The organism is Mesorhizobium sp. M0761 (genome assembly GCF_040320205.1).
In the GTDB taxonomy this organism is placed as follows: Bacteria; Pseudomonadota; Alphaproteobacteria; order Rhizobiales; family Rhizobiaceae; genus Mesorhizobium.
Map to the genome: position 1 here is coordinate 305,862 of NZ_JAMYPF010000001.1, position 22,342 is coordinate 328,203.

The 22,342-nt window shown below is 63.2% G+C and carries 22 protein-coding genes; 9 read left to right on the forward strand and 13 right to left on the reverse strand.

The annotated features are described in order from the left end of the window. Positions 1-217: 217 nt before the first annotated feature. A complete protein-coding gene (locus NKI32_RS01480; protein ID WP_023699707.1) occupies positions 218-1,204 on the forward strand; it encodes a glutathione S-transferase family protein in 987 nt (328 codons plus the stop codon). Positions 1,205-1,220: 16 nt separating this feature from the next. Here NKI32_RS01480 and NKI32_RS01485 read toward each other — a convergent pair whose 3' ends face one another. Beyond that, entirely contained in the window at positions 1,221-1,721 is a 501-nt protein-coding gene (locus tag NKI32_RS01485; RefSeq protein WP_352510445.1) for an NUDIX domain-containing protein, read from the reverse strand. 71 nt (positions 1,722-1,792) lie between these two features. On the opposite strand from NKI32_RS01485, the gene NKI32_RS01490 reads away from it, so the two are divergent. After that, the gene (locus tag NKI32_RS01490) at positions 1,793-2,719 is read left to right on the forward strand and encodes a metallophosphoesterase family protein (protein WP_023683636.1); all 927 of its coding nucleotides are present in this window, start codon (positions 1,793-1,795) and stop codon (positions 2,717-2,719) included. Here NKI32_RS01490 and NKI32_RS01495 read toward each other — a convergent pair whose 3' ends face one another. The 4 genes from NKI32_RS01495 to leuA form a co-directional block, all read right to left on the reverse strand. After that, positions 2,720-3,337 (reverse strand): hypothetical protein, encoded by a 618-nt coding sequence (locus NKI32_RS01495; RefSeq protein ID WP_023711104.1) that lies wholly within the window; start codon positions 3,335-3,337, stop codon positions 2,720-2,722. It abuts the gene before it with no gap. A gap of 84 nt (positions 3,338-3,421) precedes the next feature. Beyond that, positions 3,422-4,225 (reverse strand): alpha/beta fold hydrolase, encoded by an 804-nt coding sequence (locus NKI32_RS01500; protein WP_023711105.1) that lies wholly within the window; start codon positions 4,223-4,225, stop codon positions 3,422-3,424. A gap of 121 nt (positions 4,226-4,346) precedes the next feature. Further along, entirely contained in the window at positions 4,347-6,116 is a 1,770-nt protein-coding gene (locus NKI32_RS01505) for a tetratricopeptide repeat protein (RefSeq protein WP_023711106.1), read from the reverse strand. Between the two features lie 193 nt (positions 6,117-6,309). After that, the gene (gene leuA / locus NKI32_RS01510; protein ID WP_488377108.1) at positions 6,310-8,049 is read right to left on the reverse strand and encodes a 2-isopropylmalate synthase; all 1,740 of its coding nucleotides are present in this window, start codon (positions 8,047-8,049) and stop codon (positions 6,310-6,312) included. A 419-nt stretch (positions 8,050-8,468) separates the two neighbouring features. Between leuA and NKI32_RS01515 the strand changes: the two genes are divergently transcribed. From NKI32_RS01515 to NKI32_RS01525, 3 genes are read left to right on the forward strand one after another with little or no spacing between them, the layout of a single operon-like run. Further along, positions 8,469-9,635, forward strand: a complete 1,167-nt coding sequence (locus tag NKI32_RS01515; protein WP_352510447.1) for an ATP-grasp domain-containing protein — start codon at positions 8,469-8,471, stop codon at positions 9,633-9,635. Positions 9,636-9,640: 5 nt separating this feature from the next. Then, entirely contained in the window at positions 9,641-10,417 is a 777-nt protein-coding gene (locus NKI32_RS01520; protein ID WP_353001615.1) for an esterase family protein, read from the forward strand. Continuing rightward, on the forward strand, positions 10,417-10,731 hold the full coding sequence (locus NKI32_RS01525; RefSeq protein WP_031192978.1) for a nuclear transport factor 2 family protein: 315 nt from the start codon (positions 10,417-10,419) through the stop codon (positions 10,729-10,731). The genes NKI32_RS01520 and NKI32_RS01525 overlap by 1 nt, the downstream gene beginning before the upstream one ends. Before the next feature lie 10 nt (positions 10,732-10,741). Here the strand turns inward: NKI32_RS01525 and NKI32_RS01530 are convergent, their stop codons facing one another. After that, positions 10,742-12,277 carry an MFS transporter gene (locus NKI32_RS01530; protein WP_023737775.1) on the reverse strand — a complete coding sequence of 512 codons (1,536 nt, stop codon included), beginning with the start codon at positions 12,275-12,277 and terminating at the stop codon, positions 10,742-10,744. A gap of 146 nt (positions 12,278-12,423) precedes the next feature. Between NKI32_RS01530 and NKI32_RS01535 the strand changes: the two genes are divergently transcribed. After that, on the forward strand, positions 12,424-13,320 hold the full coding sequence (locus NKI32_RS01535) for a LysR family transcriptional regulator (RefSeq protein ID WP_352804028.1): 897 nt from the start codon (positions 12,424-12,426) through the stop codon (positions 13,318-13,320). Between the two features lie 53 nt (positions 13,321-13,373). Here NKI32_RS01535 and NKI32_RS01540 read toward each other — a convergent pair whose 3' ends face one another. From NKI32_RS01540 to NKI32_RS01560, 5 genes are all read right to left on the reverse strand, one after another. Further along, positions 13,374-14,126: an SDR family NAD(P)-dependent oxidoreductase gene (locus NKI32_RS01540; RefSeq protein WP_023669968.1), complete on the reverse strand. Its 753-nt coding sequence runs from the start codon at positions 14,124-14,126 to the stop codon at positions 13,374-13,376. A 45-nt stretch (positions 14,127-14,171) separates the two neighbouring features. Beyond that, positions 14,172-15,260, reverse strand: a complete 1,089-nt coding sequence (locus tag NKI32_RS01545) for an AbrB family transcriptional regulator (protein ID WP_023669969.1) — start codon at positions 15,258-15,260, stop codon at positions 14,172-14,174. Positions 15,261-15,340: 80 nt separating this feature from the next. Beyond that, positions 15,341-15,649 carry a putative quinol monooxygenase gene (locus NKI32_RS01550; RefSeq protein ID WP_023669970.1) on the reverse strand — a complete coding sequence of 103 codons (309 nt, stop codon included), beginning with the start codon at positions 15,647-15,649 and terminating at the stop codon, positions 15,341-15,343. Between the two features lie 79 nt (positions 15,650-15,728). Then, on the reverse strand, positions 15,729-16,508 hold the full coding sequence (locus NKI32_RS01555) for an SDR family NAD(P)-dependent oxidoreductase (protein ID WP_023669971.1): 780 nt from the start codon (positions 16,506-16,508) through the stop codon (positions 15,729-15,731). Positions 16,509-16,581: 73 nt separating this feature from the next. Continuing rightward, positions 16,582-17,010: a DsrE family protein gene (locus NKI32_RS01560; protein WP_023669972.1), complete on the reverse strand. Its 429-nt coding sequence runs from the start codon at positions 17,008-17,010 to the stop codon at positions 16,582-16,584. A 98-nt stretch (positions 17,011-17,108) separates the two neighbouring features. Here NKI32_RS01560 and NKI32_RS01565 point away from each other — a divergent pair, with 98 nt between their 5' ends. The 3 genes from NKI32_RS01565 (at position 17,109) to NKI32_RS01575 (ending at position 18,891) form a co-directional block, all read left to right on the forward strand. Next, positions 17,109-18,197, forward strand: a complete 1,089-nt coding sequence (locus NKI32_RS01565; RefSeq protein ID WP_023669973.1) for a hypothetical protein — start codon at positions 17,109-17,111, stop codon at positions 18,195-18,197. Between the two features lie 65 nt (positions 18,198-18,262). After that, positions 18,263-18,508, forward strand: a complete 246-nt coding sequence (locus NKI32_RS01570) for an antitoxin (protein ID WP_023669974.1) — start codon at positions 18,263-18,265, stop codon at positions 18,506-18,508. Then, positions 18,505-18,891: a type II toxin-antitoxin system VapC family toxin gene (locus tag NKI32_RS01575; RefSeq protein WP_023669975.1), complete on the forward strand. Its 387-nt coding sequence runs from the start codon at positions 18,505-18,507 to the stop codon at positions 18,889-18,891. Before NKI32_RS01570 ends, NKI32_RS01575 begins: the two co-directional genes overlap by 4 nt. Before the next feature lie 6 nt (positions 18,892-18,897). Here the strand turns inward: NKI32_RS01575 and NKI32_RS01580 are convergent, their stop codons facing one another. Further along, positions 18,898-19,845, reverse strand: coding sequence for a cation diffusion facilitator family transporter (locus NKI32_RS01580; RefSeq protein WP_023683651.1), 948 nt, complete (start codon positions 19,843-19,845; stop codon positions 18,898-18,900). A gap of 5 nt (positions 19,846-19,850) precedes the next feature. Further along, a complete protein-coding gene (locus NKI32_RS01585) occupies positions 19,851-22,040 on the reverse strand; it encodes an anthranilate synthase (protein ID WP_023686176.1) in 2,190 nt (729 codons plus the stop codon). Positions 22,041-22,342 lie beyond the last annotated feature (302 nt).

A 22,342-nucleotide genomic window follows, 5' to 3' on the forward strand; every position in this document is an offset into this window, starting at 1 on the left:
GTCAGCGCTTTCTAAGCGCGGGCGCCCTTTCGTCGTCGGTCAAACCGGATCAAGCCAAGATCGAACATGCGGAGTGTCCGCTAGCATCAATTTCCGGCGGCTGCAATCGGCTGTTTTCATCCGGCGTTTCATACGAGTGACGCTCTGTTCAGCAGATGACGGCTTCGGCATTGCCGCCTTGCGACTACATTGGCCAAGGCACGCAAGGAGATTTCGTATGGGATTGCTGGTCGAAGGCAAATGGCAGGACCGTCCGGCCAATGTCGATAGCAGCGGCAGGTTCATCCGCGCCGAGACGCAGTGGCGTGACTGGATCACGCGCGACGGCGCGCCGGCGCAAGGTCGTACGCGCGGCTTCAAGGCCGAGCCCGGACGCTACCATCTTTATGTCTCGCTCGCCTGTCCGTGGGCGCACCGCACGCTGATCTTTCGCGCGCTGAAGAAGCTAGAAGACATCATCCCGGTTTCAGTCGTGCATCATTTCCTCGGTGCTGAGGGCTGGACGTTTTTGGCCGAGGATGGCGCCACCGGCGACACGCTCTACGGCCTCGACTTCCTGCACCAAATCTACACCAAGGCCGATCCAGCCTATTCGGGCCGGGTTTCGGTGCCGGTGCTGTGGGACAAGAAGGAAGAGACCATCGTCTCCAACGAATCCGCCGAAATCATCCGCATGCTCAATTCGGCCTTCGACGAGTGGGGCGATGCCGCTCTCGATTCCTATCCGCCAGGCCTGCGCGGCGAGATCGACAAGGTCAATGCGCTGGTCTTTCCCGCCGTAAACAACGGCGTCTACCGCGCCGGCTTTGCCACCACGCAAGCGGCCTATGAAGAGGCGTTCGGCGAGCTGTTCGCGGCGCTCGACACGCTGGAGGGCCGACTGTCAAAACAGCGCTATCTCACTGGCGAGCGTGTCACCGAGGCCGATTGGCGGCTGTTCACCACGCTGGTGCGTTTCGACCCGGTCTATGTCGGCCATTTCAAATGCAATCTGCGCCGCATCGCCGACTATCCGAACCTTTCGAACTATCTGCGCGACCTCTACCAGGTGCCCGGTATCGCCGGCACGGTGAACCTGCACCACATCAAAATGCACTATTACGGCAGCCACGAGAGCATCAACCCGACGCGCATCGTGCCGGTCGGGCCTGGGCTCGACTATGGCGCGCCGCACGACCGGGCGCGGTTCAGGCAGGCGGCGTGAGCATCGGATTGACAGCCTACCAGTACGGCGATACCGGCTCGCCTTCAAAAACCTCGGCAAGCCGCCGCAGCGTCGCCGGCGTCGTGCCATGCGGCAAGCGGTCGAGCGGAAAGAAGCCTGCTTCGGCGATCTCGTGGTCCGGCAGTTTCGGCGCGGTCTGGTTGAAGGTTTCGATGAGATAGAGGCCGACATGGTCGCGGCGGCTGGAGCGGCGGTTGAAATGCATCGACTTCAGCACCGGCGGGGCGGTGAGCGCGATATTGCCTTCCTCGGCCAGTTCCCGCGCCAGCGCTTCGCCAAGCGTTTCGCCGACCTCGACGCCGCCGCCCGGCAATTGCCAGCCGGGGACATAGGTGTGGCGGATGAGGAAGACGGTGTTCGAGGCGCGATCGTGGATCAGGCCGCGCACGCCCAGCGTCATCGGCCGCCGCAGCAGGAAATAGAGATGGAACAGCCTTGCCCTGAGGCCTGCCCAGCCGGTCTGGCGAAACGCCTGCTCCGGGTCCGATATAGCCATGACTAGCGAAACCGTGGATGGGCAGGAAACAGTGAGTGGAAAGCGGGGAGCGCGTCGCCTATGAAGGAAGGATGTTCAGGCTCGCGCATATTTCCGATGTCCATCTGGGGCCGCTTCCCGGTGTAACCTATCGCGAACTCGCGTCCAAGCGCGTCGTCGGCTACGTCAACTGGCAGCGCAACCGCCGCCGCCATATGCACGATGCCGTCATCGACACCATCGTCGCCGACATGAAGGCGAGCACACCCGACCACCTCACCGTTACCGGCGATCTGGTCAATCTGGCGCTCGACGGCGAGATCGAGATGGCCAAGCACTGGCTTGAGACGCTGGGTTCGCCGGAGGATGTCTCGGTGGTGCCGGGCAACCACGACGCCTATGTGCCGGGCGCCTTCGACAAGGTCTGCCGCTCCTGGGCGGCGTGGATGAGCGGCGACGGCGTGACTGCGCCGATCGACCGCAACGCTTTTCCCTATCTGCGCGTACGCGGCAATGTCGCGCTGATCGGCGTTTCGACGGCGCGCGCCACGGCGCCGTTCATGGCCAACGGCTTCTTCCTCGAAGGTCAGGCGCAAAGGCTGGCGACAGTGCTCGACGCAACGAACAAACGCGGCCTGTTGCGGGTGATCATGATCCATCATCCGCCGGTGCGCGGCGCCGTCGCCCAGCAAAAGCGCCTGTTCGGCATCTCCCGCTTCCACAAGACCGTTCATAGGCATGGCGCCGAACTCGTGCTGCACGGCCATTCGCATCTGCCGTCGCTGTTCTTCATTGGCGGGCGCGGCGCCAGGATTCCGGTCGTCGGCGTCGCCGCCGCCGGGCAGTCGCCAGGCAGCAAGAACCCGGCGGCACAGTACAATCTGCTCGATATTGACGGGGAGAAGGGCAATTGGCTGATTCGCCTGACGCGGCGCGGCCTGACCGGGCCGGCCTTGCCGCCATCGGACCTGCAGGTCATTGAACTCGGCGCGCAGACACCGAGGCCTCCAGATCGTTGATCAGAAGCTGATCTTCATCGCCATCAGGCGATCCCAAAACAGCGCGGCCGCCACCGCCAGGCCAACAAGCGCGCCGGCGGCGACCAAGCCGAGACCGGAAAGGAACGTCGACCAGCCCTTGCGGGGCACGGCTGCTTGCAAGGGCGGCTCAGCTTCCGGCACGGCGGCGCGTTTCAGGTCGGCGACGGCCGGCTCGACACCGCCCTCCATCATGCGCTGGCGCTCGACGATACGCTCCGCCACATAGCGCGTGACCTGATCGGCGACCGGTTTCATATCGGTCGATTCGGCGAGCACGACGCGGCCGATGCGGGTATCCCTGAGAAAGCGGTAGGTGCGGCGGTCGCGCCCCATGGCGACATGGCTGACGGCGTCGATCCACAGGCGGGGCTGCAGGCCGGAGGAGACGACGAAGTCGAAATTGTCCATGTCGGCGGGCACGTCGGCAAAGACCGGGGCGAGCTCGGCGGCGAGCAGATCAAGCCGCATCCGGTGCGCCTCGCGCATGTCGACCACGACATCGTCGCGATCGGCGAAGGCATTTTTCACATCGCGAACGACGTCGGACAGTTTGCGGGAGGTGTCGATGGGGGTGATGTTTTCGCCAGTGTCCTTCATCGGCGTCGCCTCGCTGATATGGTTAATTGCGAGTTAACACAGGCGGCGGCAAAATGCACTGGCGAGATGCGGGGCGCAAGTAAGTTAGCTCGCCGCGGCCTCGAATGTCGGACGCAGGCGCCTGCCGCGGCGTGCCATGTTTCGGCGCACGGCCTGGGCGACCACATCAGGCACTTCCTCGACCAGCATATGGCCGGCATCGAGCACGTGATGAATATGAAAATGCGCCGGCAGACAATCAGCCTGGGTAAAGGGCAGCACCGGATCGTCCGTTCCCCAAACCACCATCACCGGCATGTCGAGGGTGTCCAGCTGTTCGCGGGGTATGACCCCCTGCCGCTCGTTCCTGGTCATGACGGCCGATATCTCAATCAGCTTGCGCAACTGGCCGGGGCGACGGCGTAGGTCCGCCAGGACGCCAACGATGCGTTCGGGCGGCGGGCTTCGCGGTCCCGACATGGCGGCAAGGCAGGCGCGGATTTCCCGTCTGTCGGCGGCCGCGGCGTAGCGGCGCAACAGCGGTCCGTTGATCTCTGACCCAGCACCGCCCGGCGCCAGAAGCGTCAGCGAGCCTATCCTGTCAGGCTCGGCAAGCGCCATCAGGGAGGCGACCGCACCGCCCATCGAATGACCGGCGACATGCACCCTTGCTATCCCGCGTGCGGCGATATCCGCGAGAACCGCTCGCGCCGCTGTTTTGGCCGGGCCGCTGCCAGGGAATTCGAGAGACAGTCCGTGTCCCGGAAGATCGTAGGCCAAAGTCCTGATATCGGGCCCTAGCGACGCGGTCACCTCGCGCCAGATATCATGGCAACCACCGAAGCCATGCAGCAGGACGACCGTCTTCGGCCCGGCGCCCCGCTCGGCAACATAGAGGGATGAGACCATGAAAATGTGCGATTATTGCAAGACTTGCGATTATTGCAAGACTGGAGAGGAAATTCGAATCGAGGCTGGATTGCTCCCAGTCCAGACCGATGGCCAGTAAAGTTTTCGCGATCCGGAAAGACTAGCTGGCGTTGCCGAGGCCCGCGGCGCGCAGCGCCTCAACCAGCCGGTCGGTCAGATCGGCGGGATATTTGCGCTCGGCGAAGGCCGCGCGCGGATCGGCGGCGAATTTCGGGAATTTGGTGGTCAGCTCATCCAGAAGCTTGGCTGCCAGCTGTTCGCGGCCGGCAGCCTTGGCGCCGATCAGCCGCGCCGCCAGATAATGCGATTTCATCGCCGTCGTGCGCAGCGACTCGCTGGCTATCGCGGCCTTGTTCATGTCGCCCAGCATGAACTGTCCGGCGAAAAGCCCAAAATCCCACCATGTCGGATGGCCGCTGAACGTCTCGACGGCATGGGTCAGGATCGGTGTTCCCTCGGCATATTTGCCGGCAAAGATCAGGCCATAGCCGTAAGCGGCAGCCATGCCGAGGTCGTAGGGGTTGAGCTCATAGGCCTTGCGCATCCAGCGGATCGATTCCTCGGTGTTGCCGAGGCGCGAGTTGAGGTAGCCATAGGCGCGGTGCGCATAGGGGCTGGTCGGTCCCATCTGGATGGCGCGATGGGCGAAAGACATTGCCTGTTCGACCGTCGCGCCAGGCGGATAGGCGTAATGATCGGTGGCTGCCTCAAGGGTCAGGGAGGCCAGTTCCGAATAGACCAACGACGATTTCGCACCCTGGCCGGCGAGGTTGTCCAGGCAGCGATAGGCGGCCTCGTGCGTCCTGGTGCTCTGGTCGAGATAGTATCTGTCGTTGAGGATCAGGCAGCTCGTCAGCCCGGTCTGAATGCCGTTCTGTTCGATGTAGCTGTAGAGCGGGCCGGAGGCGGGAATGGTCGAGCTGAGGATGGCGGCGATACGATCCTCGACGGTGCCAGGTGCGCTGTCGGCGGCCGTCAGACTGCGGGACAAAAGCACGCGGCCGGTCGCCACGCTCTGCAGTTCGAGCGTCACGTCACCTGCCATTGGTCCCGGCAGGACATCGAAAACGAAGCTGGTCGGGTCGGTGCTCGGATCGCGCTTGCTGTCGGCGTCGCGGCCGATGAAGTCGATCGTGTCGAAACCGGCAAGGCCGGCGCGCAGCGAAGCGGCGACGCGGCCGGCCTCGGGGCCGGTGGCCTTCACCGCGATGTAGACGAGGGGCAGGGCCTCCATCGACGGCGATGCGATGCTGCTCGTTACGCCCGCGGTCTCGACCACCGCGGTAGGATCGCTGCTGGCAAGCAATGCGCCGCTGCCCTGGCGCAGGATGAGCACGCCCAGCATGAGAATGACCAGCGTCATGGCGACCCAGAAGAACTGGAGATGGCGCGCCAGCGAAGGCCCAGGTTCTGTAACCCCCGAAGCTGTCGCGGCAGCGGGAACGGCGTCAAGAGCCGCCTGGTCGGGCGATCCGGGCAAGGCGGCTACCGCCGCCGCAAGCGGCTCCTGCCCAACCGGCAGGCGTATGGCGTTGAGCTCATAGGACGGCACGTAGCCGCCGCGCGGAATGGCAATGCGAACCGGTTCGGCTATGCCTTCATTGGCGAAATAATGCTGGAGAAGTTCGCGCAGCCGGCCTGCCTGCACCCGGACAACGGCGTCGGTCGACGAATCGAAATCGCCGTCCTTGCCGAAGACGTCCATGGCGATGGAGAAACCCTTGAGCCTGTCGGCTTCGCCGGCCTGCTCGCGCTCAACAAGATAGCGCAGCAACTTGCGCGCGCGCTCGGAACGTCCGAACGTTTCGCTGGCGAGCAGTCGCTCCAGTGTCTCGCGCACTGCGGGGGCGGCAGGCGTGGCATGCTGCAAGTGTCGATCCTCTCGAAGTCGGCACAGGTTGAGGCGCAATCATATAGAGCCTGCACTTCCATACAAGCATGCTTATGTTATGCGATCGCGTAACACACCGGATAGTTGCCGGTGGTTGACACAAAAGACCGGAATTTCCCTCGGCAAATGGGGGATTTCCGGGCGCCGCGGACATTCGGCGCCCGGGAAAATATCAGCCGGCCTTGCGGCCGATTATCCGGTTGGCGGCCGAAACAACGGCTTCCAGCGAGGCGGCGACGATGTTGGTGTTGATGCCGGCGCCGAACAGCTTGCCGCCGGGATATTCCATCTCGACATAGGAAATCGCCGAGGCGTTCGAGCCGCGCTGGAGCGAATGTTCGGAATAATCAAGCACCGACATGTCGACGCCAACATGACGCGACAGCGCATCGACGAAGCCGTCGATCGGGCCGGTGCCGGAGCCGGCGATTGTCGTCTCCTTGCCGTTGTCGAGGATCACCGCCTCGACCACGCGCCGGCCCTTTTTCTCGGTATCGGGATAGGTGTGATGGTCGAGGAACTTCAGTCGTGCGCCGGGCTGGTCGACATAGGTTTCAATAAAGCGGTCATGGATGCGTTTTGCCGGCACTTCCTTGCCTTCGGCGTCGGTGATCGCCTGGATCTCCTGGCTGAACTCGATCTGCAGGTTGCGCGGCAGATTGAGGCCGTAATCGGCCTGCAGTACATAGGCGATGCCGCCTTTGCCCGACTGCGAGTTGATGCGGATGATCGCCTCGTAGCTGCGCCCGACATCGGCCGGATCGATCGGCAGATAGGGCACTTCCCAGACCGGCGTGTTGGCCTTCTTCAAGGCCTTCATGCCCTTGTTGATGGCGTCCTGGTGCGAGCCGGAAAAGGCGGTGTAGACCAGTTCACCGACATAAGGATGGCGTTCGGATATCTTCAGCTGGTTGGAATATTCGTAGACGTCCTTCATCCGGTTGATGTCCGAGCAATCCAGATGGGGATCGACGCCTTGCGTGTACATGTTGAGCGCCAGCGTCACGATGTCGACATTGCCGGTGCGCTCGCCATTGCCGAACAGCGTGCCTTCGACGCGGTCCGCACCCGCCATCAGGCCGAGCTCGGTGGTGGCGATGCCGGTGCCGCGGTCATTGTGGGGATGCAGCGAGATCAACAAGTTTTCACGGTTGTCGAGGTTACGGCACATCCACTCGATACGGTCGGCGTAGATGTTGGGCGTCGACATCTCGACCGTCGAGGGCAGGTTGATGATCAGCTTGTTGTCGGGCGTCGGCCTGACGATCTCGGTGACGGCGTTGCAGATCTCCAACGCCACGTCGAGTTCGGTGCCGGTAAAGCTCTCCGGCGAATATTCGAAGCGGTAACCGCCACCGGCCTTGGCGGCCATGTCGGTGATCATCTTGGCGGCATCGGTGGCGATGCGCTTGATGCCGCCGACGTCCTTCTCGAAGACGACGCGGCGCTGCAGCTCGCTGGTCGAATTGTAGAAATGCACGATCGGATTGGTAGCGCCCTTCAGCGCCTCGAAGGTGCGGGTGATCAGTTCGGGACGGCACTGCACCAGCACCTGCAGCGAGACATCGGCCGGCACATTGCCTTCCTCGATGCACCAGCGGGCGAAATCGAAATCGGTCTGCGAGGCCGAGGGGAAACCGATCTCGATCTCCTTGAAGCCCATGTCGAGCAACAGGGCGAACATGCGCGCCTTGCGCTCATGGCCCATCGGATCGATCAGCGCCTGGTTGCCGTCACGCAAATCGACCGAACACCAGATCGGCGCCTTGTCGATGACCTTGTTGGGCCAGGTGCGGTCGGTGAGGCCGACGGTCGGATAGGGCTGGTACTTGCGGGCTGCGTCCGGCATGTGGCCGGCCGCGTGTTTTACGCTTTCGGCTTCGCCGGATCGGATCTCTTCTCGTGCGTTCATCGTCTTGTTCTCCCGGCGGCTCGCGGATCGGTCTTCGGACGGATTCCAGGGCGAGCAGCGCCTTATCAGATTTTCGTTCGCTTGATGTGAATTGCCAATTTCTGAACTGGCCAAGGAGCGTACGCGTAAGCGGCGGTTCGACCGCCGGGCGCTCCTTCAGCGAACCCGGCGATCGCCGATAAGGCCGAGAAGAAGCAGGGTCGATGCCAGCGCGCGCACCGTCTCGCCGGCAAAGCCGGTCGGACGGGAAGCGACGGAGGAGACGCGCGTGTTCATGGCGGGTTTCATACAGGAGCCGCCATGGACAGGCAAGTGGGCTGCCATTCCACCACTCGCGAGCACTCTTCCCCATGCGCGGCAAATGCGCCAGACTTGCGTGTAGCCGGGGCCGCAATGCTTCGCCGTCGGAGGGGTCATCCGTGAATTTCGTTTTCTTCTCGCCGCATTTTCCCGCCAACGGCGCCGATTTCTGCGACCGGCTGAAAAAGGCCGGCGCCACGGTGCTGGGCATTGGCGATGCGCCTTATGAGGCGCTGGACGGCAAGCTGAAGGCGGCCCTGTCGGAATATTACCGCATCGCCGACATGGAGGACTACGATCCGGTGTTCCGGGCCATGGGTCATTTCATCCACAAATGGGGTCGGATCGAGCGCTTCGAGTCACTCAACGAGCATTGGCTGGAGCTGGAAGCCAACATCCGCACCGACTTCAACATCTACGGCACCAAGCTCGATTTCGTGAAGAATTTGAAGCGCAAGAGCCGCATGCGTGCATTCTTTCGCAAGAGCGGCGTCGACACCATCGCCCAGCGCAAATGCTCCGACCGCGCCGGCGCCATGACCTTCATCCGCCGCGTCGGCTATCCCGTGGTGGTGAAGCCCGATTCCGGGTCCGGCGCCTCGAACACCTTCAAGATTTCCAACGCCAGGGAACTTGACCAGTTTTTCAGGGACAAGCCCGAGGACGTGACCTTCGTCATGGAGCAGTTCATCGAGGGGCTGGTGGTGACCTTCGATGGGCTGGTCAACCGTGACGGCGAGGTGGTGCTGGCGGCCAGCCACCGCTACGACCAGAGCATCATGGAAGTGGTCAACAAGGACCGCCACATGAGCTACACCTGCTTTCCCAACGTCCGACCGGCGATCGAAGAGGCCGGCCGCAAAATCCTCAAGGCGTTCGACGTGCGCGAGCGCTTCTTCCACATCGAGCTGTTCGAAACCAAGGACGACCGCGTCATCGCGCTTGAGGTCAACATGCGGCCGCCCGGCGCCTGGATGACCGATGCGATCAACTACACGTTCGACATCGACGTCTACGCGGCCTGGGCCGACATGGTGGTGAAGGATGCCGCCGGTGGTCCTTATGAGGGCAAGTATTTCACCGCTTATGCCAGCCGCAAGCAGCACCTCCACTATTTGCACAGCCATGAGGACGTGCTAGCCGCGCATCGCGACAAGATCGTCCATCATCAGCCGATAGAAAAGGTTTTCAGCCGCGCTATGGGAAATTACGCCTACCAGATGCGCTCGAAGGACGAGAGAGAGCTGCGCGCGGCCGTCGCCTACATCCACGCGGAAAAGGCTTAGACGCGATGGACATCTCCTATCACAAGGGTTTCTCCGGCAATCTCGGCCGCGACATGGAATACAAGCGCTACGGCCATGCCGGCCGGCCGGTGGTGGTGTTCCCGACCTCGCAGGGGCGGTTCTACCAGTTCGAGGATTCCGGCGGGGTAGGAGCGCTGGCCGAATTCATCGACACCGGCTGCATCCAGCTGTTCGCGGTCGACGGCGTGGATTCGGAATCGTTCTTCAACAAGCATGCCGGCGCCGCCCACCGCATCGGTCGCCACGAGGCTTATTTCCGATATGTGCGCGAGGAGGCGCTGCCGGAGTTTCTGGCGACCGCCGAGCAAGCCAATGGCGGGCGCAAATTAAAGCCGCTGTTCACCGGCTGTTCGATGGGCGGTTATCATTCCACGAACTTCGTCTTTCGCTTTCCCGAACTCGCCAGCGGCGTCATCGCGCTGTCGGGCGTCTATTCGGCGGGCGATTTCTTCGGCAAGGCGCTGGAAGGTGATATCTTCTACAATTCACCGCTCGACTATCTGCCCGGCACCGTAGACCCAAAGCTGCTTGCCCGGCTGAAGTCGCTGAGGATGATCTTCTGCTGCGGGCAGGGCGCCTGGGAAGAGCGGATGCTGGTCGAGACCCGCAGGCTGGAACAGATCCTGCGCGACAAATCCATTCCCGCCTGGGTCGACTATTGGGGCGGCGATGTCAGTCATGACTGGCCATGGTGGCACAAGCAGCTGGTCTATTTCTTCGGCCGCTGGCTGGATGATGATCTGATGCACCGGCTCGATTGATGACCACACCCGAACCTATCCGCCGCTTTATCGAGGCCACCAATGCGGGTGATAGCGAAGCCGTTCTCCACACGTTCACAGCCGACGCGTCCCTGACCGACTGGGGGCGGTCCTTCCAAGGCCGCCAGCAGATCGCGCGCTGGAACCAGTCGGACAATATCGGCGTGAAGTCCAATCTTCGCATTGTCCGCATCGCCGAGGTCGAGGGCAGCTACCGCGTCCGCATTGCCGTGAAAGGCAATGGCTTCAACGGCGAGGGTGACATGACCTTCGTGCTGGACGGCCACCGCATAGCGAGCCTCGTCATCTCCTGACGCGGCTCAGCTACCCTTCCTGGCAAACAGGCAGAGCAATGGTCTCGTGTTCCACCGCCGATCCACGGCGCAAGCCGAGAAAGACGACAAGGGCGGTGACGATGGTGATTGCCGCCAGCACGATCAGCAGCCTGTCGAACGCGATCTCATAGGCCTGGACCAGGACCGTGGCTCCGGCACCCGGCAAGCGGGCTGCCGCTTCGCCGATGTTGCCGGTCACCAGCAGCTGCGCGGCGGCGGTTGCATCCAGGGAAGACGCCGTTCCCTGAGCCGCCAGTTGGGCTGCCGTGAAACCCGACAGGACTGCCATGACGATCGCCAGAGCCACGCCTTCGCAAGCGACGCGGGTGGTGTTGAAGATGCCGACCGCCATGCCGGCACGCTCTTTCGGCACGACGCCGACGGCAAGTCCGTCCATCAGCCCCCAGGGCAAGGCGATGCCGACGCCGATGAGGATCAGCGGCGCCACCAGCGCTGCGACGACAGGCGGTGTCAGGCTCAGCCAGACAAGGCCGCCGGCGGCCACAAGCAGGCCGACACCGCAGATCGTTGCCGGAGCGATCCAGCGCGCTACCTGGCCGGCGAGCAGTGGCAGGATCAACAGCGGTCCCGACAGGCAGATCATCAACTGCCCCGCCTTGATCTCGCTCATCCCCTCGATGCCGATGAAGCGGATAGGCAACAGCACCAGCAGGACGACGAAGCCATAGGCGGGAGCGGCCGCCAGGAACTGGACGCCGACGAAGCGGGGAAAGCGGAACAGCGAGAGATCAAGCATCGGCCGGCGCACGCGCCGCTCGACGACGACGAAAGCGGCAAAGCAAAGGGCGGCCGCCACGAGAAGCGCGATCACCAGGGGATCGGTCCAGCCGCTCTGCGGCGCTTGCAGCACGCCGTAGGTCAGCGATGCCAGCGCGATCGTAAAGGTGCCGGCTCCCGCCCAGTCGAGGCCGGTCGCATCCGGATCGCGCGATTCCCTGATGGTGCGCAGGCCGAGCAAAGCGGCTGCAATCGCGAGCACTGCCACCAAGACGAAGATCGATCGCCAGCCGAAAGCATCTATGAGCAGGCCCGACGCGATCGGCCCAAAAGCGAGGCCGATGCCGAAACTGGTGCCGAGGAAGGAGAAGGCGCGCAGCCGCAATGGCCCATCGAATTCCTGGGCAAGAGCGGAGGCGCCGCCGGCAAAGGCGGCGGCACTGCCGAGCCCTTGCGCAGCCCTGAGCACATCGAACCAGACGATATCAGGGGCAAACATCGATCCCAGCGATGCCAGCACATAGGTGGCGAGGCCAACAAGGAAGAGCCGCTTGCGGCCATGATTGTCGGCCAGCGCGCCTGATGCCATCAAGGTGGCGGCGAAGGTCAGCATGAAGGCGTTGGTCACCCAGTTGAGCGCGATCGGGCTGCCGCCGAGGTCGGCCGCAATGCGGGAAAGCGCGACGGCCGGGCCGGTGAAGGTCAAGGGCATTGTCATGGCGGCAAGGCATACCGACAACAGGACAAGCCATGGCGCGACCGCGCCGTTTGTGGTCTTCGAGGTCATGGATTTCCTATCTGAACCAGGATCCGCCGGCCTGCCGCAAGCTTGCTGCGCCGGTCGTAACGGGAAGATAGGCTCGCGACCCTTCGAGAAAAATAGTGTTAGATCTCCAGATATACCGGACTGAAACGCTCGAATGGAGAGATGCGGTGGAACGCCTCAATGGGCTCCTGGCCTTTGCCCGCACGGCTGAGTTCGGCAGCTTCATCGCTGCGGGCCGCACGCTCGGCATCTCGGCATCGGCCGTCGGCAAGAGCATCGCCAGGCTCGAGCAGGATCTCGGCGTAAGGTTGCTTCAGCGCAGCACGCGCCGCATCGGCCTGACCGAAGAGGGCAAGCTGTTCAACGAGCGGGTGCGGCGCATCCTCGACGACATCGACGATGCCGAGGCGATGCTGTCGCGGAGCCGCGAAACACCGCATGGGCGGCTGCGCGTTTCGACGCCGATCGTGACCTATCATTTGCTGTTCCCGGTGCTGTCCGAGTTCATGGCGCGCTATCCCGAAATCGAACTCGACATCGACTTTAACGACCGCATCGTCGACCTCATCGACGAAGGCGTCGACATCGCGATCCGCAGCGGCGACCTGCCGGATTCGCGCCTGGTGGCGCGGCCGCTTGCACCCTTCCGGCTGCTGTTGTGTGCGGCACCCTCCTATATCGAGCAGCACGGCAACCCGAGCCGCCCGGACGATCTCGTGAACCATTACGGCATCCGCTTCCGCTTTCCCAACAGCGGCAAGCTGCAAGGCTGGCCGTTCATCGGCGGCAGCGCCGAGCCGCAGGTCCGCTCGATGCTGACCTGCAACAACACGGAGGCGCTGAAGGGCGCCACGATGGCCGGGCTCGGCATCAGCTCGATGCCCGATTTCCTGGTCCGCGAGGCGCTGCGTGACGGCCTGCTGCGCACGGTGCTGGACGACCATGTCGACGGCCGCGGCCAGTTCCGGTTGCTTTGGCCGTCCAATCGCCATTTGTCGCCAAAGGTTCGCGCCTTCGTCGACTTTCTTCCCGACCGGCTTGCCGCGACGCTGAGCGGCTCTTGAATTAGTCCTTCGCGGCCGACAGCGACGGCGACAGCAAGGAACAGCGGCGCTTCTCAGTAGGTGGCGCGGCCGCCGGAGAGATCGAACGTTGCGCCGGTGGTGAAGGAATTTTCGTCCGATAGCATGAAGGCGATCATCGCAGCCGCCTCTTCGACTTCGACGAACCGGCCTCGCGGCACCTTGCCCAGCATGTAGGCGACCTGGGCCTCAGTGAGCTGTTCGAGGATGCGGGTGCGGGCGGGCGATGGGGTCAGCGCATTGACGGCGATGTCGTGGCCAGCCAACTCCTTACCGAGCGATTTTGTCAGCGCGAGCACGCCGGCCTTGGCGGCGGAATAGGCGGCGGCATTCGGATTGCCTTCCTTGCCTGCGACCGAGGCGATGTTGACGATGCGGCCGTAGCTGCGCGCGATCATGCCGGGCACCAGGCGCTTGCAGCAGTAGAAGACGCCGTTGAGGTCGATGTCAATTATCTGGCGCCAGGCGGCAGGATCATAATCCGCCACCGTCGCTGCCGGTCCGGCGATGCCGGCATTGTTTACCAGCAGATCGACCGGACCAAGCGAGCGCTCGGTTTCGGTCGCGGCGCTGTCGACGGCCTCCATCAGCGATTGATCGCACAGCAAACCCTCGACCCGGCCGAGCGGGGCGAGTTCGGAAACGGCCTTCGCCATGGCGGTCTCGTCCACATCCCAGATGGCGACGCTGGCGCCCGATGACAGCAGTCGCCGGGCGACAGCAAGGCCGATGCCTTGCGCGCCGCCGGTCACCACGGCGACCCGGCCTGAGAGATCGACGGCATTCACACGACGTTTCATGGGCACTTTTCCTCTTCCCTGGATATTTGAATCTCAGTCCCTGACGGCTCTCGCCACCAGCCGCGCTATGCTCGGCCCGGCGATGAGCACGACCAGGAAGCGGGTCGACTGCAAGGCCATGACGAAGGATATGTCGACGTTCTGCGCGGCGGCGGCAATGATGGCGACGCTGTCCATGCCGCCGGGGCTGGTCGCGAGATAGGCGGTCAGCGGATCGATACCAAGGACGTGGCTGATCAGCCAGGCTAGCCCGCCGCAAAAGGCGATCAGCACGACGATAGAGCCGACGATCTGCGGCAGCGCCCGTGTCGCATGACGCAGGATCGCCCGGGTAAAATTCAGCCCTATCGACCAGCCGACCATCGCATAGGAGAGCGCCAGCAGCCATGGCGGCAATTGCATCGCCACGCCGAAGCCGAGATGGACGATGGTGCCGATGATGAAGGTGCCGAGGAAGAAGGGTGACGGCAGCCGGCACAACCGGCCGAGCAGGCCGCCGACCAGCGCCACGCCGAGCGTGGCGGCAAAGGCTGCCGGTTCGATCGGCGGGAACCAGACGATGGCTGGTACCTCGATGCCCGAAGTGTCGACCCACATCTTGGCGACGAGTGCTGCCGTCATCGAGACGAAGATGACGCGCAGATACTGCATGAAGGCGACGAGGCGCTGATCGGCGCCGAAGGCACCGGCCATCAGCACCATGGCAGTGGCAGCACCCGGCGACGAGCCCCAGACCGCGGTGGTGCCGGGCAGGATGCGCCAGCGGCTGATCAACCAGCCAAGCAGGCTGGACGCCGCAAGGGTCGCCAGCACCACGACAAGGACCAGCGGCCATTCCTTGTAGAACACCGAAAAAATGTCGGTGGAGATCGACGCCGCGACCAGACAGCCGACCAAGGCCTGGGCGGCGGCGAACAGCGGCCGCGGCACGCGCACCGTGGCGCCATTGGTGCCGGCAAGGATCGCCGCCAGCATCGGGCCGATCAGCAGCGCCGCCGGCAGTGCGGCGTATTCCAGCGCGCCGGCGAACAGCAGCGAGACGATCAGCAGCACCAGCCATTGTCGGACCGGACGCATGCCCGCCATGCGTTCGACGGCCGGTTGGTCTGGCGAAGAGTCCATGTTTGGGTCTTAGACCTGGAAGAGAAAAATGCGAACGCTGTCTCGGAAGAAATTCACGACCCCGACCCCGCGTTGGGATGTCACTCGTTTTTGGTGGCGGGCAGGCCGAAACCGCCGGCCGGATGGGTCTCGACCTGGAATTCGAAGCCGGCGATGATCGGCCGGGCCTTGGCGATCGCTGCCTGGACCTCCGGCAGCTGCAGCGAAGCCTTGTGGCTTGCGGCGTCGGTCCACACTTCGGTCACCCAGATCGCGTCGGCATCGGCCGGGTCGCGGGCGATGACATAACTCAGGCAACCCGGCATGGCGCCGGTCGAGGCGAGCAGCACATCCATGATCGCGTCCCGCTGGCCGCGCGCCGCCCGCATCTTTCCGATCAATCCGTACATTGCCTCTCCCCTTTCTTCCAACCTCAGCAAACGTGCGCACGACATGCATGGTTGCGAGACGCAGTATGCAATTGCCGGCTCACGGCATCAACTGGCCACCGTTCACCTCGATGACCTGACCGGTGATGTAGCCGCTCAAAAGATCGGAGGACAAGAACAGATAGGCGCCGACGCAGTCTTCGGCCGTGCCGGCACGCCCTTGAGGAATGGTGGCGACCATGCCCTTCATCTGCTCGTCGGTGGAATAGCGCTCATGGAAGGGTGTCGCGATGGTGCCCGGCGCCACCGCATTGACGCGGATGCCGAAGCCGATCAGTTCCTTGGCCATGCCGCGCGTCACATTGGAGACAAAGGCCTTGGCCGAACCGTACAGCCCGGCGCCGCCGCCAGCGCCATTGCGCGCCGCGATCGACGAGGTGTTGACGATGAAGCCGCCCTGCTTCTTCAGCCATGGCATCGCCTTGCGCGAGGCCGTCAGCACCGAGCGGGCGTTGAGGTCCATCACCGCGTCGTAGTGCGCCTCGGTCTGCTCCGCATAGGGCACGCGGCCGAGCATGCCGCCGGCATTGTTGACCAGCCCGTCGAGCCGGCCGAATTTTTCGGCGCTCTCCTCGACTACCCGCTCGACATCGGCTGCCTGTGAGAAGTCGCCCTGTGTCAGGAACACCTCACCGCCGCTGTCGCGGATGGTTTTGGCCAGCGTTTCTGCGGCCTTCCGGCTCGAATTGTAGTGCAGCGCGACCCGGCATTTCTGGGCGGCGTAGGCCAGTGCAAGGGCGGCACCGATGCCGGTCGAAGCGCCGGTGACCAGCACCGCCTTGCCGGCAAGATCGGGGATGACGAGGGTGGTCGCGGTCATGAGCACTTTCCTTCGGGCTGTTTGGCCACCCTTCGTAGGCTCTCATGGCCTTCACGTTCAAGCCCGTGGCGGCTCAGGGCCGGAGATAGGCGTAGCCCTGGCGCTGCAGTTCGGCGAGCTTGACAACGCCGCCCTTGTCGGCGGCGTGGAAGCCCTCGAGCAGGTCGGCAAGCGTGATCTCCATGCCTTGCATGGTGTTGCCGCAGGCATGCGGCTCAAGGCCCTGCTGGACGAGGCCGGCAAAGCGTCCCGAGATCGCCGCCGATATGCCTTTCGACTTGAAGCCGGCAAGGGCCGGACCATGCACGACCAGCACGATGTCGACATTGCCGCCGGTGCCTTCATAGTGGTTGTTGATGTTGCCGAGCACGAAGTTGACCTTATCGAGGTCGCTGAGGTGATAGGCGACCTTCGGTCTGTCTTCAGCGGCGGCCGCCCGGCTCAGCCCGAACAGGCCGGCGGCGCCGGCAAGGCTGGCCCGGAACATGTCGCGTCGACGCATGGCATCCTCTCGGCTTGCGCTCACCGCAAATTGCGTGGCTGCGGCCATGATACTAGCATAAATTGACGTTACGTCCTGTCGATGCGAGGAGGGGTCACATGGCGTTCAGGAAGTGGAAGGTTGTTGCCAGCGCTGGATTTGGCTGCGTGCTGCTCGGCGCGCTTGCAAGTTCGGCCCTTGCCGGCGATGCGCTTAAATTACCCGAACTCAGCCCGAATGGCGCTGATGCGTGTTTCGGCCGCGTCTATGATGCGGCGCACCTCAAGGCGCATCCAAAGCAGAAGGTGGCGCGGATCTTCTTCCTCTATGGCCATGATCCGGTGAGCCATCCGAACGAAGAGCCGATGGCAAACGCCGACACCTCCTACAACGGTTTTCTCACCACCACGGTGCGCGGCGCCAAGGCGCCGCAATGGGCCGGCGGCTGGTGCAATCACGAGTCCGAGGACGGCAAGTCAGGTCCGATCCGCTGCGGCATGGACTGCGACCGCACCATGGCGTCGCTGAAGCTCGATGACAAAGGCCGCCTGATCCTCACCGACGTCTCGTCCGATCTCTATCTCGACGCCGGATCGGAAGACGAACTGGGCGAAGCCGAATATGACCGGCAGGCTCTGGGCTCGGCGGACGATAATTTCCGCCTCGAGCCGATGCCGGCCGCAACCTGCCAGGCTGAATTCGCCAAGATCGATCCGATCGATCCGGCGCTGGGTGCGCCGTTGCGCGAGCGGCTGAAGCCGGACCAGCCTTTCTGCTTCGGACGCAATTACGATGCCGCGCATCTCTCCTCGCATCCCGACCAGATGACGCAGTCGATCCGGGTCTTCCGCGGGCCGGTCGAACTCGCCTCCTTTGCCTCAGGCGATGTCGCCAACTGGCCCGACGGCTCCGATGTCGCCGTTTCGGTGACCACCAGGAAGAACGGGACGAAGGTCACGCAGACCTATTCCTGCCAGGGTGAAGCGGATCAATGGCGCTGCGCGGCCAGTTCGAAGATGAGCAACTTTTCCTGCGATATCGCGCAAAAGGAAATCTTCCTCAAGCGCGGCGCCAACGGCACCCTGATGCTGGCCAACCCCAATAGCAGCCTGGCGATTGTCGATCTGTGCTCGGCGGATGGCAAGACCAAGTCCGATGACAAGGTCTACCGGTTGGAGGCTATGCCGCAGTCGGCCTGCACTCGTTGAGTTCGATCTTGTCTATGACGCTACCATGGTATATATCTTTGCTATATCTCATTTGAGGATAGCACATGGACAAGGCAAAGGTGTTCTGGTCAGGCCGGTCACAAGCTGTGCGCTTGCCTAAGGAGTTTCGGTTCGAGGCAGACGAGGTTTCGATCCGTCGTCATGGGCGAACTGTCATCTTGGAGCCGCTTGCGCAGGATTGGGCATGGCTCGACCAGGTCATCGCACCGGTTGACGACGATTTCGTCCAGGGAGCGCTGGAGCGTCAGGATGGTCAGGATCGACCTGCTTTGGATGACCTCTTTAAGTGACCTACCTGCTCGACACCAATGCCGTCATAGCGATCATCTCGGGCGACGAGGGTCTGCTGGCTTTGCTTAAACGGCATGCACCACAAGACTTTGCTCTCTCGGCGGTCGTTTTGCATGAGCTGTACTACGGCGCTGAAAAGAGCCAGCGAAAGGTCCAAAATCTGGCGCGCATCGAAGCTTTGCAGTTCCCGGTACTTGAATTCGACCGAGACGACGCGAGACATGCCGGTGAGATTCGTGCTGGGCTTGCGGCACTGGGAACCCCGATTGGTCCCTACGATGCGCTGATTGGCGGGCAGGCACGTGCTCGGGACCTCGCGCTGATAACCCGCAATATCCGCGAATTCGAGCGGATCAAAGATCTCACTATCGAAACGTGGTAACTCGCCTCACGCGAACGGCACCGCCGTCGTGCCTTTCGGCAGCTTCGCCTCGTCGTCCGGTTCGACATGGATGGTGACGCGCACCGAGGGGATTTCGGCCTTCAGCGCGTCCTCGATGCGGTCGCAAATGACGTGGCTGGCGCCGACCGTCATGTCGGCGTCGACGACCAGGTGGAACTCGATGAAGGTGGCGCGGCCGGCGATGCGGGTCTTGAGGTCATGAACCTCCAGCGCGCCCTTGCAATTGGCCGAGATGATGTCGCGAATGTGCATGTGTTCGGTCGTGTCCACTGCGCGGTCCATCAGCCCGTTCATCGACGAGCCGATGACGTGCCAGCCCTGCCACAGGATGTTGAGCGCGACGATGACGGCAAGCGCCGGATCAAGGATCTGCCAACCGGTCAGGATAGCGCCGACGAGGCCGCCGAAGACGCCGACCGAGGTCACGACGTCGGTCATGATGTGCCGGCCGTCGGCGACCAGCGCCGGTGATTTTGCGCTGCGCCCGGCGCGGATCAGCGTCCAGGCCCAGAAGGCGTTGATGACGGTGGCGACACCGTTGATCGCCAGGCCCTCCCAGGGTTGTTCGAGCGGGGTCGGCGTCTGCCAGGAGCGCCAGACCTCGTTGAGGATCAAAAGCGCGGCGAGCACGATCAGCACGCCTTCCAGCACCGCCGAAAAATACTCGGCCTTGTGGTGGCCGAACGGATGGTCCTGGTCGGCCGGCTTGTAGCTGACCAGGACCGCCCAATAGGCGGCGGCCGAGGCTATGACGTTGACGATCGACTCCAGCGCATCCGAATAGAGCGCAACGGAGCCGGTGACGTACCATGCGGCAAGCTTGAGCGCGAGCACCACGCAGGCGATGACAATCGACCAGAAGGCAAGGCTGGCGATCCTTTGCCTGGCCGCTGCCTTCGCTGCGATCGCCGCCATGTTGTCGGTTGCCGCCATCGTTTCTAGGCGGCCTTTTCCTTGGCCTTGCGCGGCAGATGCGCAACGATGTTTTCGATGATGCGCATGCCGGCATTGTGGCCGAGCGTCATGATCGATTCCGGATGGAACTGGACGGCGGCGATCGGCTCCTTGCGGTGTTCGAAGGCCATGATGATGCCATCCTCGGTCTCGGCGGTGACGATGAAATCGTCGGGCAGCCGCACCGGATCGGCAAAGATCGAGTGGTAGCGGCCGACGGTCACTTCCTTGGGCAGGCCGGAGAAGATGATTCCGGGCTTGGAGACGCGGATGCGCGACGGCTTGCCGTGCATCGGCACGTGCAACTGCCTGAGTTCGCCGCCATAGGCCTCGGCCAGCGCCTGCAGGCCAAGGCAGACGCCGAAGATCGGCAGGTCGCGGGCGCGGGCGTTCTTGATGGTCGCGGCGCAGTCGAAATCCTTCGGCGTGCCCGGTCCGGGCGACAGCACGACGAGATCGGGCTTCAGCCGTTCGAAGACTTCTTCCGGCACCGGCGAACGCACGGTCGAGACATTGGCACCGGTCTGGCGGAAATAGTTGGCCAGTGTGTGGACAAAGGAGTCCTCGTGGTCGACGAGCAGGATGTTGACGCCGTCGCCGACGCGCGCGGTGGTGCGTTCGGCGCCTGCGGCATTGCCCAATTTGGCGTCGCGAATGGCGGAGAGCATGGCGGATGCCTTCAGTTCGGTTTCGGCTTCTTCTTCCTCGGGGATGCTGTCGAAGAGCAATGTGGCGCCGGCTCGCACCTCGGCAATGCCGTCCTTGATGCGGATGGTGCGGAGCGTCAGGCCGGTGTTCATGTCGCCGTTGAAATTGACCATGCCGATGGCGCCGCCATACCAGGCACGCGGGCTCTTTTCGTTCTGCTCGATGAAGCGCATCGCCCACAGTTTCGGCGCGCCGGTGACGGTGACCGCCCAGGCATGCGACAGGAAGGCGTCGAAGGCATCCATGCCTTCGCGCAGGCGCCCTTCGATGTGATCGACGGTGTGGATCAGGCGTGAATACATCTCGATCTGGCGGCGGCCGATGACGCGCACCGAGCCCGGATCGCAGACCCTGGACTTGTCGTTGCGGTCGACGTCCGAGCACATGGTCAGCTCGGATTCATCCTTCTTGGAATTGAGCAGCTTCAGGATCTGCTCGCTGTCGGAAATGGCGTCGTCGCCGCGCTTGATGGTGCCGGAGATCGGGCAGGTCTCTACGCGGCGGCCGTTGACGCGCACGAACATTTCGGGCGAGGCGCCGATCAGATACTCGTTTTCGCCGAGATTGATGAAGAAGGAATAGGGCGACGGGTTGATCGACTTCAGCTTGCGCGAGATTTCGGAAGGCTGCGTCTCGCAGCGTTCGTAGAACATCTGCCCGGGCACGACCTCGAACAGGTCGCCGCGCTTGAAACTGTCCATCGCCTTGCGCACCAGATTGGCATATTCGCCCGGCTCATGGTCGCCGCGCGGCGGGATGCGGTCGGCGGTCTTGAACGGTTCGGCAATTTCGTCCCGCGGCAGCCCCTCGGTTGAAAAACCGTCGCCGGAATAGTCGTAGCGGTCGGTCCAGGCCTTGGTCGAATAATGGTCGACGACCAGGATCTCGTCAGGCAGGAACAGCACGAGATCGCGCTGGCTCTGTTTGCGCTCGAGCTTGTAGTCGACTGGATCGAACTGGAAGGCGAGGTCGTAACCGAAGGCGCCGTAAAGGCCGAGATTGGCGTCTTCATCGGTCTTGAACAAAGCGGTGATGGCGCGCAGCACAGTAAACACAGAGGGGACGCGGCTGCGCTCTTCCTCGGTGAAGACGCGGCCGGGCTTGGCGACATCGAGGCGAATCAGCTTTTTCGAGGTTTCAGCAATCGTCACCTCGGTAATGCCGGCCAGCGTCTTGCCGATCACCGGCAGCAGCACTTCGCCACGGCCGTTCAGCGCCTCGATGCGCATGGCGCGGCCACGCGCGGAAATCACCAGCGGCGGATCGATGATGGCCGTATCCCAGCGTGTGTAGCGGCCCGGATATTCGTAATTCGAGGAAAACACCGCACCACGGCGCGAGTTCAAGCCATCGACATAAGCGTCGATCGCACCGGCGTAAGGCTTGTCGTGGCGTTCGCGGGTGATGGTGACACCACCTGCGGTAACGAAGCTTTCCGCGCCGTTTTCCAGAGCCTTCATCGTCATTGCCGTCTCCATATGGCTTGTTGGGGCAACGGACCCGGGAATGGCTTTGAAAAAACAAATGGCCGCCCGGACATTCCGTTGCGGCCACCCTCTATTTTCACGCGCACGCGTTCGAACAGGCCGCTGTCAGCGAGCCCACCACCAAATGGTCTTGATCGAGCGCATGTTCATGGGCGAAATCCATAGCGGCGAATAGCCGGATGCGCAACAGGTTTGAAAGGCCTGTTTGTGGCCGCCGCTTCTGCAGCCCATGGCACATCGCCAAGGCTTGGGGTCCTGCCTAGACTGTTCGTCCAACATTG

Excerpts from the sequence above, each read along its gene's own strand:
- NKI32_RS01550 (WP_023669970.1), bottom strand. The coding sequence starts at position 15,649 with ATGTACGGATTGATCGGAAAGATGCGGGCGGCGCGCGGCCAGCGGGAC.
- NKI32_RS01530 (WP_023737775.1), bottom strand. The coding sequence starts at position 12,277 with ATGACCTCGAAGACCACAAACGGCGCGGTCGCGCCATGGCTTGTCCTG.
- NKI32_RS01545 (WP_023669969.1), bottom strand. The coding sequence starts at position 15,260 with ATGGACTCTTCGCCAGACCAACCGGCCGTCGAACGCATGGCGGGCATG.
- leuA (WP_488377108.1), bottom strand. The coding sequence starts at position 8,049 with ATGAACGCACGAGAAGAGATCCGATCCGGCGAAGCCGAAAGCGTAAAA.
- NKI32_RS01580 (WP_023683651.1), bottom strand. The coding sequence starts at position 19,845 with ATGGCGGCAACCGACAACATGGCGGCGATCGCAGCGAAGGCAGCGGCC.
- NKI32_RS01500 (WP_023711105.1), bottom strand. The coding sequence starts at position 4,225 with ATGGTCTCATCCCTCTATGTTGCCGAGCGGGGCGCCGGGCCGAAGACG.
- NKI32_RS01495 (WP_023711104.1), bottom strand. The coding sequence starts at position 3,337 with ATGAAGGACACTGGCGAAAACATCACCCCCATCGACACCTCCCGCAAA.
- NKI32_RS01585 (WP_023686176.1), bottom strand. The coding sequence starts at position 22,040 with ATGACGATGAAGGCTCTGGAAAACGGCGCGGAAAGCTTCGTTACCGCA.
- NKI32_RS01560 (WP_023669972.1), bottom strand. The coding sequence starts at position 17,010 with ATGCGTCGACGCGACATGTTCCGGGCCAGCCTTGCCGGCGCCGCCGGC.
- NKI32_RS01490 (WP_023683636.1), top strand. The coding sequence starts at position 1,793 with ATGTTCAGGCTCGCGCATATTTCCGATGTCCATCTGGGGCCGCTTCCC.
- NKI32_RS01480 (WP_023699707.1), top strand. The coding sequence starts at position 218 with ATGGGATTGCTGGTCGAAGGCAAATGGCAGGACCGTCCGGCCAATGTC.
- NKI32_RS01525 (WP_031192978.1), top strand. The coding sequence starts at position 10,417 with ATGACCACACCCGAACCTATCCGCCGCTTTATCGAGGCCACCAATGCG.
- NKI32_RS01555 (WP_023669971.1), bottom strand. The coding sequence starts at position 16,508 with ATGACCGCGACCACCCTCGTCATCCCCGATCTTGCCGGCAAGGCGGTG.
- NKI32_RS01565 (WP_023669973.1), top strand. The coding sequence starts at position 17,109 with ATGGCGTTCAGGAAGTGGAAGGTTGTTGCCAGCGCTGGATTTGGCTGC.
- NKI32_RS01520 (WP_353001615.1), top strand. The coding sequence starts at position 9,641 with ATGGACATCTCCTATCACAAGGGTTTCTCCGGCAATCTCGGCCGCGAC.
- NKI32_RS01485 (WP_352510445.1), bottom strand. The coding sequence starts at position 1,721 with ATGGCTATATCGGACCCGGAGCAGGCGTTTCGCCAGACCGGCTGGGCA.
- NKI32_RS01570 (WP_023669974.1), top strand. The coding sequence starts at position 18,263 with ATGGACAAGGCAAAGGTGTTCTGGTCAGGCCGGTCACAAGCTGTGCGC.